Origin of the sequence: Serratia sp. CY32780, assembly GCF_052169135.1 — a bacterium.
Classification (GTDB): Bacteria; Pseudomonadota; Gammaproteobacteria; order Enterobacterales; family Enterobacteriaceae; genus Serratia; species Serratia sarumanii.
Genome location: NZ_JBJNLI010000001.1, coordinates 1,262,705 through 1,277,859, shown reverse-complemented (window position 1 = coordinate 1,277,859; position 15,155 = coordinate 1,262,705). Strand labels below are relative to the sequence as shown.

Annotated in this window: 16 protein-coding genes; 11 read left to right on the top strand and 5 right to left on the bottom strand. The window is 60.3% G+C overall.

What is annotated here, in order from left to right; all coding sequences use genetic code 11:
- Nucleotide 1 precedes the first annotated feature (1 nt).
- Complete coding sequence (locus ACJ8HH_RS06300) at nt 2–727, bottom strand: gluconate 2-dehydrogenase subunit 3 family protein (protein WP_041034845.1); 726 nt, start codon at nt 725–727, stop codon at nt 2–4.
- Between the two features lie 307 nt (nt 728–1,034).
- On the bottom strand, nt 1,035–1,700 hold the full coding sequence (locus ACJ8HH_RS06295; protein ID WP_004931439.1) for a transglycosylase SLT domain-containing protein: 666 nt from the start codon (nt 1,698–1,700) through the stop codon (nt 1,035–1,037).
- Nucleotides 1,701–1,809: 109 nt separating this feature from the next.
- Here ACJ8HH_RS06295 and ghoS point away from each other — a divergent pair, with 109 nt between their 5' ends.
- From ghoS to ACJ8HH_RS06265, 6 genes are all read left to right on the top strand, one after another.
- Entirely contained in the window at nt 1,810–2,109 is a 300-nt protein-coding gene (ghoS, locus tag ACJ8HH_RS06290) for a type V toxin-antitoxin system endoribonuclease antitoxin GhoS (RefSeq protein ID WP_033638315.1), read from the top strand.
- Between the two features lie 131 nt (nt 2,110–2,240).
- On the top strand, nt 2,241–3,185 hold the full coding sequence (locus tag ACJ8HH_RS06285) for a metal ABC transporter substrate-binding protein (protein ID WP_033638313.1): 945 nt from the start codon (nt 2,241–2,243) through the stop codon (nt 3,183–3,185).
- Entirely contained in the window at nt 3,182–4,072 is an 891-nt protein-coding gene (locus ACJ8HH_RS06280; protein WP_033638312.1) for a manganese/iron ABC transporter ATP-binding protein, read from the top strand. Before ACJ8HH_RS06285 ends, ACJ8HH_RS06280 begins: the two co-directional genes overlap by 4 nt.
- Nucleotides 4,072–4,932 (top strand): iron/manganese ABC transporter permease subunit YfeC, encoded by an 861-nt coding sequence (yfeC, locus tag ACJ8HH_RS06275; protein ID WP_033638311.1) that lies wholly within the window; start codon nt 4,072–4,074, stop codon nt 4,930–4,932. The genes ACJ8HH_RS06280 and yfeC overlap by 1 nt, the downstream gene beginning before the upstream one ends.
- Complete coding sequence (locus tag ACJ8HH_RS06270) at nt 4,932–5,786, top strand: metal ABC transporter permease (protein ID WP_033638310.1); 855 nt, start codon at nt 4,932–4,934, stop codon at nt 5,784–5,786. The genes yfeC and ACJ8HH_RS06270 overlap by 1 nt, the downstream gene beginning before the upstream one ends.
- A 239-nt stretch (nt 5,787–6,025) precedes the next feature.
- Complete coding sequence (locus ACJ8HH_RS06265) at nt 6,026–6,895, top strand: fructosamine kinase family protein (protein WP_033642864.1); 870 nt, start codon at nt 6,026–6,028, stop codon at nt 6,893–6,895.
- Nucleotides 6,896–6,930: 35 nt separating this feature from the next.
- Here ACJ8HH_RS06265 and ACJ8HH_RS06260 read toward each other — a convergent pair whose 3' ends face one another.
- Complete coding sequence (locus tag ACJ8HH_RS06260; RefSeq protein ID WP_033638308.1) at nt 6,931–7,491, bottom strand: YniB family protein; 561 nt, start codon at nt 7,489–7,491, stop codon at nt 6,931–6,933.
- A 185-nt stretch (nt 7,492–7,676) separates the two neighbouring features.
- Here ACJ8HH_RS06260 and ACJ8HH_RS06255 point away from each other — a divergent pair, with 185 nt between their 5' ends.
- The 4 genes from ACJ8HH_RS06255 to ACJ8HH_RS06240 all read left to right on the top strand — a co-directional run bounded on the left by ACJ8HH_RS06255 (nt 7,677) and on the right by ACJ8HH_RS06240 (nt 12,233).
- Entirely contained in the window at nt 7,677–8,957 is a 1,281-nt protein-coding gene (locus tag ACJ8HH_RS06255) for an HdeD family acid-resistance protein (protein WP_060426241.1), read from the top strand.
- Nucleotides 8,958–9,021: 64 nt separating this feature from the next.
- The gene (gene hxpB / locus ACJ8HH_RS06250; RefSeq protein ID WP_033638306.1) at nt 9,022–9,687 is read left to right on the top strand and encodes a hexitol phosphatase HxpB; all 666 of its coding nucleotides are present in this window, start codon (nt 9,022–9,024) and stop codon (nt 9,685–9,687) included.
- A 424-nt stretch (nt 9,688–10,111) separates the two neighbouring features.
- Nucleotides 10,112–10,660 carry a metal-dependent hydrolase gene (locus ACJ8HH_RS06245; RefSeq protein ID WP_049212644.1) on the top strand — a complete coding sequence of 183 codons (549 nt, stop codon included), beginning with the start codon at nt 10,112–10,114 and terminating at the stop codon, nt 10,658–10,660.
- 181 nt (nt 10,661–10,841) lie between these two features.
- Nucleotides 10,842–12,233: an L-cystine transporter gene (locus ACJ8HH_RS06240; RefSeq protein WP_033653910.1), complete on the top strand. Its 1,392-nt coding sequence runs from the start codon at nt 10,842–10,844 to the stop codon at nt 12,231–12,233.
- A 63-nt stretch (nt 12,234–12,296) separates the two neighbouring features.
- Here the strand turns inward: ACJ8HH_RS06240 and phnX are convergent, their stop codons facing one another.
- Both phnX and phnW read right to left on the bottom strand, forming a co-directional pair.
- On the bottom strand, nt 12,297–13,106 hold the full coding sequence (phnX, locus tag ACJ8HH_RS06235) for a phosphonoacetaldehyde hydrolase (RefSeq protein ID WP_033653909.1): 810 nt from the start codon (nt 13,104–13,106) through the stop codon (nt 12,297–12,299).
- Between the two features lie 9 nt (nt 13,107–13,115).
- A complete protein-coding gene (gene phnW / locus ACJ8HH_RS06230) occupies nt 13,116–14,219 on the bottom strand; it encodes a 2-aminoethylphosphonate--pyruvate transaminase (protein WP_033653908.1) in 1,104 nt (367 codons plus the stop codon).
- A 155-nt stretch (nt 14,220–14,374) separates the two neighbouring features.
- Here phnW and phnR point away from each other — a divergent pair, with 155 nt between their 5' ends.
- Nucleotides 14,375–15,094 carry a phosphonate utilization transcriptional regulator PhnR gene (gene phnR / locus ACJ8HH_RS06225; RefSeq protein WP_047567850.1) on the top strand — a complete coding sequence of 240 codons (720 nt, stop codon included), beginning with the start codon at nt 14,375–14,377 and terminating at the stop codon, nt 15,092–15,094.
- Nucleotides 15,095–15,155: the final 61 nt, after the last annotated feature.

Below are 15,155 nucleotides of genomic sequence, written 5' to 3'. Positions count from 1 at the left end.
CTTAGCCCCTCTCCCCACGAATCGAGACCGGCGGGAAGGGATAACGCTCCCCTCGCTCAACCCAGTCCATAAAATCGGCGCGCGCGCCCGGAAAATTAATCAGCTTCCAGCCCACCATGTCTTTGTTGCCGCCATGGATGGGATCGCTGAAGAAACCTTCGCGGGTGTTTTGCAGCAGATAGGAGAAGAACAGTTTCGACGGCAGCTGCGGGAACTCCGCCTCGCCGGACTCGAACTTTTGCAGTATGGCGTCTTGCTGCGCGCCATCCAGTTCGGCGAAGGGCTTGCCGGCGGTTTTCTTGCTGTAGGCGTCGGCGTCACTGATGCCGAGGTTGTAGATTTGCTTGGGCACCAGCGGCAGCTGATAGCCCATCTCCTTCGGCACATCGGGGTTGAACGGCCCCTGCATGTACCAGATGGCGCCGGTGGCGTACGGGGTATTCATCTGGCGATCGATAAACTCCGGCACGCCGGCTTCCAGTGCGCCGGGGCCGCGCTCGTCGGCCGGGATCAGGCGCGCCACGGCGGCCTTGATGAAGGCCCACTCTTCCGGGGTGAAAAAGGTCGGTTGGTAATCGTTCTGCGTTGAGGTGTTCGAGGCCGCGACCGCCGGTGTCGGTGCCGTCAGCGCGCCAACGCCGCTGCCACCAATTACCGCCGCAGGAATTAAGGTCATCGATTTCAACAAGAAATCGCGCCGCGAATTGTTGGTTTTATGATTCGACATGTCACATTCCATCCAAAGATAGTCACAACTATTTAACCGCAACCTTGCGATCGATACGGGTTTTTAAAATAATTTGTTACTTATTTGTATATTTATTGAAGGTCAGAATGCATCCAAGCGCAAAAATGTTACCGGTAACTTATTGAATGAACGTAAAGATTTATCTGCTAACGTAAATTTAACTTTTCGTGCGGTTTTTCCGATAAGCGGTGAGGAAATAACGAAAAATGAGAAGCAGCTCGCGCGCTGGAACGGTGCCGGAAACAAAATCGGCCGCATTCAGCGGCCGATTAGACAAGAGAGAGGGTTACTGCGACATCGCCTGATAGGCGGTGGTCACCTTCCACAAATAGCGCGGTGCCTGCGGCGCCGGATGCTTTTTCTGGATGTGCTGATAAAACTCATCCGGGCTCATCTGATTGATGCGATTGACCGCCACGCGCTTGTCCGATGAGAAGGTGCGCAACATGGCGCCCGCCCCGTTCACGTACGAAACGATGGTGGCATAACGCAAAGTCTGTGGGTTGTTGATCCCGGCTAGCTGCTGGCTTTGAAGAATATTGATATAGGCCGTTCCCAGATCAATATTGACCGCCGGATCCTTCAGCTCACGCGAGCTGGGTTGCCCGCTTCGTCCTTTCATGCGATAGGCGTCGCGGCCGGCGGTAGAAGCCTTAAGCTGCATCAATCCCACTGCGTTCGAGGTGCTGACCACGTTCGGGTTAAACCCGGACTCCACCTGAATAATCGCTTTAATCAGCGTTTCGTCAACGCCGTAGTTGCTGGCGGCCTGACGAATGTAATCGTTATAGGCAACCGGCGTGCCTGTGCGGTTTACCGGTGCCTGCGGAGGGGGTTTTAACCAACCGCCGCGCGTTGTGCCACTGCCTGAAATATTGCTTGCCGTTTGCGGATCTTTGGCGCACCCCGACAAAAGCAAAATTGCCGTAAGGCAACCTATTTTTGTTTTCACAGAATCCCTCACTCCTTTCAATGAGTTGCGTAGCATATACAACTTGTAAGGACACCTGCAGTAATTTTTTGGGCTAATCTCAAGCTATCCATATACCAAGAGGTGATTTATGAGTCAATCTGCAACAAACTGCTTTGTGGTGACTTTTCGCTATCAGGAAGAGGGATTAACCGACCTGGCGAAGCTGACCGGGCAATTGACGCGCGAAGGTTTTGTCACGTCGGTGACAGACGAAAATGGCGTGCACCATGAGCTCGGCAGCAACAGTTTTGCGTTCATAACCGCGCTGGATCAAGAGGATGTACAGCGCCTGGCGCAGGGGTTCGGGCAGTTGGCATTGGGAAAACAGCCGGAGGTGGCGATATGCGCCTGTAAGGACTACCTTCAGCGGTTACATACTGATACATAAAATGCTATAACTTCCCGGAGGGTATTATTTTTTCAGTTGGAGATGTACCCCGCCGGCGGTGGGCAAGTGACGCTTGACTTCGCTTCAATTGATATTGATAATCATTTTCATTTGAACCAGGAGACGTCATCATGCCATTGATAAGTTGCGCTTTTCGTCGCAGTCGCCCTTTCCGCGCTGCCACACTGTTACGCCCTTTCACGCTCGCCTGCCTGCTGCTCGGTGCCGCCTTGGTCAGCCAAAACGCGCTGGCGGAAAAAAAGCTGCGCGTGGTGACGACCTTTACCATCATTCAGGACATCGCCCAGAACGTGGCGGGTGATGCCGCCGTGGTAGAGTCCATCACCAAGCCGGGCGCCGAGATCCACGACTATCAACCGACCCCGCGCGATATCGTCAAAGCGCAGCACGCCGACCTGATCCTGTGGAACGGCATGAACCTGGAACGCTGGTTCCAGCGTTTCTTCGAAAACATCAAGCAGGTGCCGGCGGCGGTAGTCACCGAAGGCATTACCCCGCTGCCGATCCGCGAAGGGCCGTATAACGGCAACCCTAATCCGCACGCCTGGATGTCGCCGAGCAACGCGCTGGTGTATATCGAGAACATCCGCAAAGCGCTGGTGGAGCACGATCCGGCCAACGCGGCAACCTATAACCGCAATGCCAAGGCCTACGCAGAGAAAATCGGCGCGCTGGACGCCCCGCTGCGCGAACGCCTGGCGCGCATTCCGGCCGCACAGCGCTGGCTGGTGACCAGCGAAGGCGCCTTCAGCTACCTGGCGCAGGACTATCAGCTGAAAGAAGTCTATCTGTGGCCGATCAACGCCGATGAGCAAGGCTCGCCGCAGCAGGTGCGCCGGGTGATCGACGCAGTGCGCGCCCACCATATTCCGGTAGTGTTCAGCGAGAGCACCATTTCCGACAAGCCGGCCAAACAGGTGGCGAAAGAAACCGGCGCCAAATACGGCGGCGTGCTGTACGTAGACTCGCTGTCCACCCGCGACGGTCCGGTGCCGACCTACATCGACCTGCTTAACACCACCGTGCAAACCATCGCCAAAGGATTCGATCAATGACCCATGAACCGTTTGTCCGCCCTGAGTTGAACGTGGACGACGTCACAGTGACCTACAACAACGGACACACCGCCATTCACAACGCCAGCTTTACCCTGAGCGGCGGTTCGATCTGCGCGCTGGTCGGCGTCAACGGCAGCGGCAAGTCGACGTTGTTCAAAAGCATCATGGGCCTGGTCAGGCCCACCGCCGGCCGGGTGTCGCTGAGCGACAAACCGGTGGCGGAGGCGCTGAAAAAGAATCTGATCGCCTACGTGCCGCAGACCGAAGACGTCGACTGGAACTTCCCGGTGCTGGTGGAAGACGTGGTGATGATGGGCCGCTACGGCAAGATGAACTTCCTGCGCATTCCGTCGCGCGAGGATCGGCTGCGGGTCGACAAGGCGCTGGAGCGCGTCGGCCTGAGCGAGCTGCGCGGCCGGCAGATCGGCGAGCTGTCGGGCGGCCAGAAGAAGCGCGTGTTTCTGGCGCGCGCGCTGGCGCAACAGGGCACCGTGCTGCTGCTGGATGAACCGTTCACCGGCGTGGATGTGAAAACCGAGAATGCCATTATCGATCTGCTGCGCGCATTGCGCGACGAGGGGCACCTGATCCTGGTCTCCACCCACAACCTCGGCAGCGTGCCGGAGTTTTGCGATCGGGTGATCCTCATCAACCGCACGGTGCTGGCCGCCGGCCCGACCGAAACCACCTTCACCCAGAGCAATCTGGAGCAGGCGTTCGGCGGCGTGCTGCGCCATATCAACCTCTCCGGCCCGGATCTGCACGACGACAACGATCCGCGCACCGTTACGGTATTGACCGACGATGAGCGCCCGGCGGTGTTCTACGGCCACACCAAGAGCGATCCGCCGGCCAACAGCCAGGCCAGGGAGAAACAATCCTGATGCTGGACCTTCTGCTGCAACCTTTCAGTTACAACTACATGGTGAAGGCCATCTGGGTCAGCGCCATCGTCGGCGCCGCCTGCGCGTTCCTCTCCGCCTACCTGATGTTGAAAGGGTGGTCGCTGATGGGCGATGCGCTGTCGCACTCGGTGGTGCCCGGCGTGGCCGGCGCCTACGCCCTCGGCCTGCCCTACGCCGCCGGCGCCTTCTTTACCGGCATGCTGGCGGCGCTGGCGATGACGCTGGTGCGCCACATCACCCGGCTGCGCGAAGACGCCATCATCGGCTTTATCTTCTCCACCTTCTTCGCCGTCGGCCTGCTGATCGTGTCGCTCAACCCCACCTCGGTCAACGTGCAGTCGATCATCTTCGGCAACATCCTCGGCATCGCCGATGAAGACGTGCTGCAGGTGGAAATCATTATCGGCGTTTCGCTGCTGATCCTGTGCCTGGTGTGGAAAGACCTGCTGGCGGTGTTCTTCGACGAAAGCCACGCGGTGTCGATCGGCCTGTCGCCGCTGCGGCTGAAGATCCTGTTCTTCACCCTGCTCAGCGCCTGCACCGTCGCCGCGCTGCAAACCGTCGGCGCCATTTTGGTCATCGCCATGGTGATCACGCCGGGCGCTACCGCCTATCTGTTGACCGATCGCTTCAGCCGGCTGGTGATCATCGCCATCATCATCGGCGCATTGACCAGCGGCATCGGCGCCTACCTGAGCTTCTTCCTCGACGGCGCCACCGGGGGGGTGATCGTCACCCTACAAACGCTGGTGTTCCTCGCGGCGTTCTTCTTCGCGCCGAAACACGGCCTGCTGGCGTCTCGGCGCCGCGTGGCGCATTCGCAAACCGGAGGCCGCTGATGGACACCCTGTATCAACTGCTCAGCGAACCCTTCGCCTACCCGTTCATGCAGCGGGCGATCGTCGCCGCCATCGTCACCGGCGTAGTGTGCGCCGTGCTCTCCTGTTATCTGGTGCTCAAAGGCTGGTCGCTGATGGGCGACGCCATCTCGCACGCGGTGCTGCCCGGCATCGTGGTGGCGTTCGTGGTCGGCATTCCGCTGGCGATCGGCGCCTTCCTTTCCGGCATCTTCTGTGCGGTAGCCACCGGTTACCTGAAAGAGAACAGCCGGGTGAAAGAAGACACGGTGATGGGCATCGTCTTCTCCGGCATGTTCGCCTTCGGCCTGGTGCTGTTCTCGCGCATCGATACCGACCAGCACCTGAGCCACATTTTGTTCGGCAACATGCTGGGCATTACCGACGGCGAGCTGAAGCAAACACTGCTCATCGCCGGCATCACCCTGGCGGTGGTGCTGCTCAAGCGCAAAGACTTCATGCTGTACTGCTTCGATCCGCATCATGCGCGGGTGATTGGCCTGCCGGTCAAGCTGCTGCACTACGGGCTGCTGTGCCTGCTGGCGATGACCATCGTCGCCTCGCTGCAGGCCGTGGGGGTGATCCTGGTGATCGCCATGCTGATCGCCCCGGGCATCATCGCCTTTATGCTGTGCCGCCGCTTCGAACGCATGCTGGTGGTGGCGACGGTGGTGTCGGTGTTCTCCTGCGTGCTTGGCACCCTGATCAGCTTCCACATCGACGGCGCCACCGGGCCCTGCATCGTCATCGTACAGGCCGTGCTGTTCGTTATCGCCTTGTTGTACAGCAAGCTGCGTCCGTTACAGCGTAACCAAACCGCCCTCACCGGCGGTTAATTCCCTTCGATGCGGCGATGCCCTCTGCTCGCCGCATCGCCTGCCCCCGCTCATTGCGTTGTTGTCATCAAGTTGCAACCGGTATTGCGCTTAAATTAATCAATAGGGTATATACTTTGAGCTGGCGAGACGCTGAAAAAATCGCCACCTTTGACGCCGGCTGTGCGCCGCGTCGTGTTTTCACCACGGGAAAGACGCTAACCTAATGAATTATCAGGCAGCACAGAGGGGGAGATACCATGTGGCAAGCCGTTAGCCGTCTGTTAAGTGAACATCTTGGCAGCGCAGAGATACGCGAAAGGATTGAACTGCCCGGGGGCGACATTCACCCGGCGTGGCGCGTGAGTTACGGTGACAACGAGGTGTTCGTGAAATGCGACGCCCGGGAACAACTGCCGATATTCACCGCCGAGGCCGATCAGCTGGCGTTGCTGGCACGCAGCAAAAGCGTGCGGGTGCCGGAAGTGTACGGCGTCGGCAGCGATCGCGACTACAGCTTCCTGCTGCTGGAGTATCAGCAGCTGAAACCCCTCGACGCCCACGGCGCCTACTGCCTGGGCCAGCAGCTGGCGCATCTGCACCAGTGGAGCGAGCAACCGCAGTTCGGTCTCGACTTCGACAGCGATCTGACCACCACCCCGCAACCCAACGCCTGGCAGCGCCGCTGGTCGGAATTTTTCGCCGAGCAGCGCATCGGCTGGCAGCTGCAGCTGGCGGCGGAGAAAGGCATGACCTTCGGCGATATCGACGACATCGTCGATCGGGTGTATCTGCGCTTGCAGCACCACCAGCCGCAGCCTTCCCTGCTGCACGGCAACCTGTGGCCGGGCAACTGCGCGATGACCGCCAACGGGCCGATTCTGTTCGACCCGGCCAGCTACTGGGGCGACCGAGAGTGCGATTTGGCGATGCTGCCGCTGTATCCGGAGCTGCCGCCGCAGATCTACGACGGCTATCAGAGCGTGTGGCCGCTGGGTGCCGGGTTTATCGAGCGCCAGCCGCTGTATCAGCTGTACTACCTGCTCAACCGCAGCAACCTGTTCGGCGGCCAGCATCTGGTGGCTGCGCAACGCGCGGTGGAGGCGCTGTTGCAGCCCGAGGCGTCGTAACGTTCCGGGGCGCCGCTCGGCGCCCCGTTCATGCCTCAGGCCGCGCCGGCCAACTGCCCCAACAGGCGGATCACGAACCAGGCGATCACCGCAATCACGATCGGCAGGATGTACAGCGGGAAGTATTGCAGGAAGATGGTGTGGTGCGGCAGCGTAATGCGCTCCTCCAGCTGCTGGCGCGTGTGCCCTTCGCTGCCCTTGGCCTGCTCCAGGATCATCTGGTCTTCCAACCCTTCGCGGATGAACTTGACCTGGCGCGACATGCGCGCGCCGGAAGCCTGCAGCGCCAGCCCGACGAAGATCAGTATGTAGATGATGATGAACATCAGATTGGCGCCGCTGAACAGGCTTTTATCCACGTCAGGCACCGGGGAGTTGTACCAGAAAAGGTTCAGGAACGGCGTATTGAAACGCACCATGTCCACCATCACGTGGACAAAATCCAGCATCACCGCGTTGATGCCCTTAGTTTTTTCACTGTGCTGATAGACAAAGCCCAGCACGGAAATCAGCGTAGACAGCAACGCCGGGATAAAAACCACCCATCCGAGAATGCGTTTCAAAATGGCGATACGCCCGGCCTGTTGATACGTCATGTGTTCCCCTTGTTAGCGACGTAACCGAATCGGCTAAGTCTACCTGCAGTTGGCAAAGCTCGCCCACCGTTTTCTTCATTCCCGCTGTGCTACAAGCTTAGCCGAATTCGCCGAAATCAACTGCTTAACGCCGTCCGGGCACTATCATTGAAGAGATAAAGTTATCCATTCGGGCAGAGGCCGCCATGATTCGACTGATTATCTTATTGCTGGGCGCGCAGGCGCTGCACGGCCAGCGCCGCCTGCTAGTGCTGTTCGGTTGGCTGTGGATAGCCGCAGGGGCGCTGGTGCTGTTCGACATACTGCAGGATGGCCGATCCGTGCTGGCGCTGGATGCGCTGGCGGTCATCCTGGCGCTGGAGGGGCTGGTGGCGATATCCGCCGCGCTGGTGATTGGCTCTTCCGCCAGCAGACCGGTGCTGCTGAAGGGGCTGGGCTTCGTGTTTATGGCCTTTTTAATGTTGGACGTGCCCGCAGACGATAACATCGTCGCCACCGTGGTGTTTGGCAGCGCGCTGCTGCTTGACGGCGCCGTGCGCATCGCCTCCTCCACGGTGATTCAACACAGTCGATGGAAAGCCGTGGCGCTGGCGGGCGGCGGCGAGATCCTGCTTTCGTTGATGATTTTTGTCGGCTGGCCGGCGCCGCACCGGATGACGGTGCCCTTTTGCCTCGGCGTGATGATGGTACTTTCCGGCTGGGCTTTATTGCGTATCGCCCGGAGGCTGGCAAGCTTCTCTCTGAATCAGCACCCCGCGCGGCAGCCACCGCCCCCGGCGGACGAGGCTACGCCGCTCACGGTGTATGTCTGGACACCGATTGGTGCGGCTAAAGATCCACGCCGGCGTTACATCGTCGACCGATACATCGCGGCGGTCGACGGCGGCGGCAATATCTCCACCGGTCATGCCGCCCTGGCGCTCGCGCCGGATGTGTATATCAGTCACTACCCGCTCAACGACATCAGCCATTCCGTTCAGGATTTCCGCCAGTTGCTGCATGCCGGCGAACAGAACAACGTCGACGGGCGTTTCCTGCCCGACCTGCCGGGCGAGATCGCCGCCTGGTGCCCGCCGGACAAGAAAATTCAGTTCTATCGCTATAACCCGGCGGCGCTGCGCGCATTCTGGCGGCGGTATCGGCAGGACGCGACTTACAACCTGACTCGGCGCAACTGCTCCACCACGGTCATCGGCGCGCTCGACAGCGCGCTGGAGGGCGTGCTGGGCGATAAACATCTGTGGCGCCGTTTTCTGTTATTGGTGCTGGATCCCAATCTGTGGATGCTGGCGGTGCTGCGCAGCCGTGGCGAAAGCATGACCTGGACGCCGGGGCTGGTGCTGGACTATGCCCGCATGTTGCAACAGGTCACCGAGCGCCAACACCAACGCTGGTGGTTAAAATTACGCGAGGTGTGGAATATCCTTCGCTTTGGCAAAAGCCAAACGCGCAGGCAAAGATTTTAGTCTCGCCACCGGCGATGATAGAGTATCGGGCACATTCACCCGCGCCGGCAGGAGTTAATCGTTAATGGCTTATTCGCAACGCATTGAAACCGCAATTTTTGATATGGACGGCTTGTTGATCGACTCGGAACCGCTGTGGCTGCAGGCCGAGCTGGATATCTTCGGCGCGCTGGGTCTGGATCTGTCCGATCGCCACAAGCTGCCGGACACCCTGGGGCTGCGCATCGATCTGGTGGTGAAGATGTGGTACCAGGCGATGCCGTGGCAAGGCGTATCGCTCGATGAGGTGTCGGCGCGGATTATCGAACGCGCCATCGAGCTGGTGCACGAGACGCGCCCGCTGCTGCCGGGCGTCCGGCAGGCGCTGGAGCTGTGCCGCGAGCAGGGGCTGAACATCGGCCTCGCCTCCGCCTCGCCGCTGCACATGCAACGGCAGGTGCTGAAGATGTTCGATCTTGAGGGCTACTTCGATCAGCTGGTTTCCGCCGAATACCTGCCGTACAGCAAACCGCATCCGGAGGTCTACCTGATCGCCGCCGAGCGCCTGGGCAGCGATCCGCTGCGCTGCATCACGCTGGAAGACTCCTTTAACGGCATGATCGCCACCAAGGCCGCGCGCATGCGTTCCATCGTCATCCCGGCCGCCGAATACCGCCACGATCCGCGCTGGGCGCTGGCGGACCACCAGCTGGAGACCCTGGAACAGCTCACCCCCGCCCATTTTGCCTGACCTGCGGCGCCGGCCACCGGCGCCCTGGCTTTGCCGCTCTGCGGCATAAAGGGGATCCGCGCCGCAAAACAAACGAAACAGTGTTTCATTATTATTGAATTGGCATGTTGTTATTATTATGCTGGGCGGCAGGGAAAGCGACGGCCCGCGGAGCGTTGTCACTGCCACGCAGCGCTGTTCAAGGCCGCCGCTTCCTCCCGCCGCACGCCAAACAACCGCCCTCGTTTCTTTCCGTTCCGCACCCGCCCATCGCCCGCCGTTAATTCTCACCGGTCAAAATCGATGATTTGTTACGCATTGCCGTAACAACCCGTTGTAAAACAGGGGAAAATAAACAATTGGTTACAGGGTAACTGCTTCCACTACTGGGAATTTTCCCATATACTGGATAAATTAACAGTTTACCAGTCGGAATCGCAACAGCATGACCGCGGAAGGACACCTTATATTCTCTGTCGCTTGCGCGATCTTCGCCAAGAAGGCGGAAGTGACGCCAGAGCTGGCTACCGGCGACTGGTGGCACATCATACCCGCCGCGCTGCTGACCTCGCTGCTGCCGGACATCGATCACCCCAAGTCGGTGCTGGGCCAGCGTCTGCGCTGGCTCGCCATTCCCATCGCCCGCGCATTCGGCCACCGCGGTTTCACCCACAGCCTGCTGGCGATCGCCGGCGGCATGGCGCTGTTCCAGCTGGACGTGCCGCGCAGCTGGCCGATCCCGGCCGACGCGCTGCACGCCATGATCATCGGCTACTTCAGCCATTTGCTGGCCGATATGCTCACCCCCGCCGGCGTGCCGCTGCTGTGGCCGTGCCGCTGGCGTTTTCGCCTGCCCCTGCTCAACTCGCAAAAAGGCAACCAGCTCGAGCGTGTGCTGTGTCTATGCCTGGTGGCGTTTGCCATCTGCTGGCAAGGTGATTTCACCCTGCCGGTGCAATCCTATGTCGAGCAAATCAGAAATATTAGACTCTGATCACAAAAATCCGCTCAACCAATCACCTTCGTGTATATAAAACGAACAAAAACACACAAAAAGCTATATCAAATTCCATTTGGATATAAGTGGGCCACTCGGCAAACTGTTACGATATTTACATCGCGACATACGTGATGCGTAGTCGTTTTTATAAGAAAGATGATTGGAGACATTGGGGATGAATTTTCCGCTCGTGATTAACGTGCTGGTGTTTGTCGCGCTCCTGTTGCTGCTGGCGCAAACCCGCCACAAGCAATGGAGCCTGGCGAAAAAAGTGCTGGTCGGCCTGGTGGTCGGCGTGGTGTTCGGCCTGGGCCTGCAGCTGGTGTACGGCTCCGACAACCCGGTACTGAAAGAATCCATCAGCTGGTTCAACATCGTCGGCAACGGCTATGTGCAGCTGCTGCAAATGATCGTCATGCCGCTGGTGTTCGCCTCGATCCTGAGCGCGGTGGCCAAGCTGCATAACGCCTCTTCTCTGGGCAAAATCAGCGTCCTGACTATCGGCACGCTGCTGTTCACCACGCTGATCTCGGCGCTGGTGGGCGTACTGGTCACCAACCTGTTCGGCCTGACCGCCGAAGGCCTGGTGCAGGGCGCGCAGGAAAGCGCGCGCCTGACGGCAATCCAGACCAACTACGTGGGTAAACTGGCCGACCTGACCGTGCCGCAGATGGTGCTGTCGTTCATCCCGAAAAACCCGTTCGCCGATCTGACCGGCGCCAGCCCGACGTCGATCATCAGCGTGGTGATTTTCGCCACCTTCCTCGGCGTGGCGTCGCTGCAGCTGCTGAAAGACGACAAGCCGAAAGGCGAGCGCGTGCTGGTGGCTATCGACACCCTGCAAGCCTGGGTGATGAAGCTGGTGCGTCTGGTCATGAAACTGACGCCGTACGGCGTGCTGGCGCTGATGACCAAAGTGGTTGCCGGTTCCAACATTCACGACATCGTCAAGCTCGGCAGCTTCGTGGTGGCCTCGTACATCGGCCTGGGCATCATGTTCGTGGTTCACGCCGCCCTGCTGGCCTTCACCGGCGTTAATCCGCTGAAATTCTTCCGCAAGGTGTGGCCGGTGATCACCTTCGCCTTCACCAGCCGCTCCAGCGCCGCCAGCATTCCATTGAACGTGGAAGCGCAGACCCGTCGCCTGGGCGTGCCGGAATCCATCGCCAGCTTCTCGGCGTCGTTCGGCGCCACCATCGGCCAGAACGGCTGTGCAGGCCTCTACCCGGCAATGCTGGCGGTGATGGTTGCGCCGACCGTCGGCATCAACCCGCTGGATCCGGTGTGGATCGCCACCCTGGTCGGCATCGTCACCATCAGCTCCGCCGGTGTGGCGGGCGTGGGTGGCGGCGCCACCTTCGCCGCGCTGATCGTGCTGCCGGCGATGGGCCTGCCGGTGACGCTGGTCGCGCTGCTGATCTCGGTCGAACCGCTGATCGACATGGGCCGTACCGCGCTGAACGTCAACGGCTCCATGGCGGCGGGCACCATCACCAGCCAGCTGATGAAGCAAACCGACAAAACCGTGATGGACAGCGAAGACGAAGTCGAATTGGCTCACCGTTAACGCCGTCTCAAAACGAAAAAACCGGGGATTCTCCCCGGTTTTTTTATGCCCCGCGCCCGGTCGTTACGGCCGCTCGCCGTCCGCCAGCCGCCGGTTGATGTCGGCGATAACGCCCGGCAATTGCGCCAGCGTGTCTATCACATAATGTGCGCCCGCCGCATACAGCTTATCGGCCGCCGCCGTACGGCGCAGCTCGATCTCTGCCGCCGCCATTTGGCGGTACTCCTGCCAGGTCGCGCCAAACTCGTTGCCGGACAGCGCCAGCCCGACGCTCCACATCCCGGCGTTCAGCCCTTCATGAATGCCCGGCACCGCGTCGTCCACCTTCACGCAGTGCGCCACCGCATCGATGCCCAGCGCGATGGCGTTCTGCAGCGCCATCCACGGCCCCGGCCGCCCGCCGGCCGCGAGATCGTCAGTGGCGACCCAGTAATCCGGCGCGTAGCCACGCTGCGCGGCGGCAGGCACCAGCACCTCCATCACCGCACGCGGATAACCGGAGCAGGAGCCGATTTTAATGCCCTGTTCGCGCAGCCCGGCAATCACCTGTGGCACACCCTCGATGGGATCGGCGAAGTCGATCACTTTGGCGATTTGCAGCGGCATAAACGCCTGATACAGCGCGTCGATGTCCTGGTGGCTCATCGAGCGGCCCAGCTTCTGCCGCCAGCGCGCGTCGACCGCCGGCAGCTTGCCCAGCGCCTCGATGTGCTGCCATTTGCCCAGCCCCATCGGAATGCGCGCCTCCGCCAGGCTGATGTCGATATCGAAGGTTTGTTTGAACGCCTCGACGAAAATCTGCGTTGGCGCAAAGGAGCCGAAGTCCACCGTGGTGCCGGCCCAGTCGAGGATCACTGCGTTGATCTGTTTCATGGTCAATCCTTATTGATTCCAGTACATCGCCTGCCCGACGGCCGCCAGCAAACGTTCGATATCTTGCGGATAAATTTCCCCGATGTTGCCGATGCGGAAGCAGTCGCTCTGCGACACTTTGCCGGGATAGATCACAAACCCTTGCTGTTTCAGGCGCTGATAAAATTCGGCGAAGCGGTAAGTGTCGGCCTTTGGCGAATAGAATGCGGTGATGATCGGCGAATGCAACGCATCATCGAGCAGAGTCTCAAAGCCCAGCTCGCGCATGCCCGCCACCAGCCGCCGCTGATTGGTTTGATAGCGGCGGTGGCGCGCGGCAATGCCGCCCTCTTGTTCCAGCTCTTTCAGCGCCTGCGCGAAGGCCAGCACGGTGTGGGTCGGCGACGTAAAGCGCCATTTGCCGGCCTGGTCTTCCATACAGCGCCACTGGGCATACAGATCCAGCGACAGCGAGCGCGAGCGGCCGGCGCATTTCTCCAGTTCGCTGCGGCGGGCGATGACGAAAGCGAAGCCCGGCACGCCCTGAATGCATTTGTTGGCGGAGCTGATCAGAAAATCGATGCCCAGCGCGTCTACATCCAGCGGGATGCCGCCGAAGCTGCTCATGGCGTCGACGATAAAGGTCTTGCCGTTGCGCGCCGCCAGGCCGGCGACCTTCTGCAGCGGGTTGAGCATGCCGGTGGTGGTTTCGCAGTGCACCATGGCGATATGGCTGATGCGCGCATCGCTTTTCAGCACCGCCTCCATCGCCGTCACGTCCGGCTCATTGACCTCGCCGCAGTCGAAAGCGTGGTGGTCGATATCCATCAGCCGCGCCATTTCGATCATCCGCGCCCCATAGGCGCCGTTGTTGACGATCAGCAGCTTGTCCTGCGGGCCGATGGCCGTGCCCAGCACGCCCTCCACCGCAAAGCTGCCGCTGCCCTGCAGCAACACCGAGGTGTAACCGGCGGACGGCGTCGCCAGCGCCACCAACTGCTGCCGGATGCTTTGCACCACGCCCAGGTTGTAATCTTCATCCCAGGTGCAACTGTCGAACAGCATCGCCTCTTTTACCGTTTTCGACGTGGTCAACGGGCCGGGGGTCAACAGCAGGTAGTTACGATCGGACATGTTATTCACCTATTTGGTCTATACCAGATTGCAGGCATTGTGGCGGAAAATTCCTTCCCTGGTCAAACGACAAAGCGCGGTGAAACAAAAAATTCATCTGGCTATGTATAATAAGCGCGTGCCGGAATGACGGGCCGATGCCATAGCGAGATGAAATGAAAGAACATCAGGGCGAAATGCCCCACTACCTGCAGATCAAGGATCAGCTTCAGGCGCGCATCACCCGCGGCGCGCTGCAGGCGGGCGACAAGCTGCCTTCGGAGCGCGAGCTGTGCGCCATCTTCTCCACCACCCGCGTTACCATTCGCGAGAGCCTGGCGCAGCTGGAGGCCACCGGCGCCATCTATCGCGCCGATCGCCGCGGCTGGTTCGTCACGCCGGAACGGCTGTGGCTGGATCCGACGCAGAACACCAACTTCCACCGCCTGTGCCAGGAGCAGGGGCGCGTGCCGCGCACCGCGCTGCTGTCCGGCGAAAAAACCACGGTGCCGCTCGACGTGATGCAGCCGCTGGCGCTCGAACCCTTCGACCAGGTGTATCTGCTGCGCCGCGTGCGCTACGCCGACGGCCGCGCCATCTGTTATTGCGAAAACCACTGCCTGCCGCAGCGGGTGCCGGAACTGCTCAGCCACGATCTCAACGGCAGCCTGACCGAAGTCTATCAACAGCATTACGCGTTGATTTACAGCAACATGCACCTGTCGTTCTACCCGACGGCCCTGCCTTACCGCGCCGCCAACGCGCTCGGCGCCATGGTCGGCCTGCCCGCCTTATTGCTGCGCCGGTTGAATTACGACCAGCACGGCCGCATTCTTGATTTCGATATCGAGTACTGGCGCCACGACAGCCTGCGCATCGAAGTCGATACGCTTTAACCCCGCATGACAGGGGCTGCGCCCGCCGCCCCGCCTTTCTCCCCCACGCCCAATTCCCCGT

What these genes read in the sequence shown, in the direction of transcription:
- ghoS (WP_033638315.1), top strand. Translation starts at nt 1,810, where the DNA reads ATGAGTCAATCTGCAACAAACTGCTTTGTGGTGACTTTTCGCTATCAG.
- ACJ8HH_RS06245 (WP_049212644.1), top strand. Translation starts at nt 10,112, where the DNA reads ATGACCGCGGAAGGACACCTTATATTCTCTGTCGCTTGCGCGATCTTC.
- yfeC (WP_033638311.1), top strand. Translation starts at nt 4,072, where the DNA reads ATGCTGGACCTTCTGCTGCAACCTTTCAGTTACAACTACATGGTGAAG.
- ACJ8HH_RS06280 (WP_033638312.1), top strand. Translation starts at nt 3,182, where the DNA reads ATGACCCATGAACCGTTTGTCCGCCCTGAGTTGAACGTGGACGACGTC.
- phnR (WP_047567850.1), top strand. Translation starts at nt 14,375, where the DNA reads ATGAAAGAACATCAGGGCGAAATGCCCCACTACCTGCAGATCAAGGAT.
- hxpB (WP_033638306.1), top strand. Translation starts at nt 9,022, where the DNA reads ATGGCTTATTCGCAACGCATTGAAACCGCAATTTTTGATATGGACGGC.
- ACJ8HH_RS06240 (WP_033653910.1), top strand. Translation starts at nt 10,842, where the DNA reads ATGAATTTTCCGCTCGTGATTAACGTGCTGGTGTTTGTCGCGCTCCTG.
- phnX (WP_033653909.1), bottom strand. Translation starts at nt 13,106, where the DNA reads ATGAAACAGATCAACGCAGTGATCCTCGACTGGGCCGGCACCACGGTG.
- ACJ8HH_RS06265 (WP_033642864.1), top strand. Translation starts at nt 6,026, where the DNA reads ATGTGGCAAGCCGTTAGCCGTCTGTTAAGTGAACATCTTGGCAGCGCA.
- ACJ8HH_RS06300 (WP_041034845.1), bottom strand. Translation starts at nt 727, where the DNA reads ATGTCGAATCATAAAACCAACAATTCGCGGCGCGATTTCTTGTTGAAA.
- phnW (WP_033653908.1), bottom strand. Translation starts at nt 14,219, where the DNA reads ATGTCCGATCGTAACTACCTGCTGTTGACCCCCGGCCCGTTGACCACG.
- ACJ8HH_RS06255 (WP_060426241.1), top strand. Translation starts at nt 7,677, where the DNA reads ATGATTCGACTGATTATCTTATTGCTGGGCGCGCAGGCGCTGCACGGC.
- ACJ8HH_RS06270 (WP_033638310.1), top strand. Translation starts at nt 4,932, where the DNA reads ATGGACACCCTGTATCAACTGCTCAGCGAACCCTTCGCCTACCCGTTC.
- ACJ8HH_RS06260 (WP_033638308.1), bottom strand. Translation starts at nt 7,491, where the DNA reads ATGACGTATCAACAGGCCGGGCGTATCGCCATTTTGAAACGCATTCTC.
- ACJ8HH_RS06285 (WP_033638313.1), top strand. Translation starts at nt 2,241, where the DNA reads ATGCCATTGATAAGTTGCGCTTTTCGTCGCAGTCGCCCTTTCCGCGCT.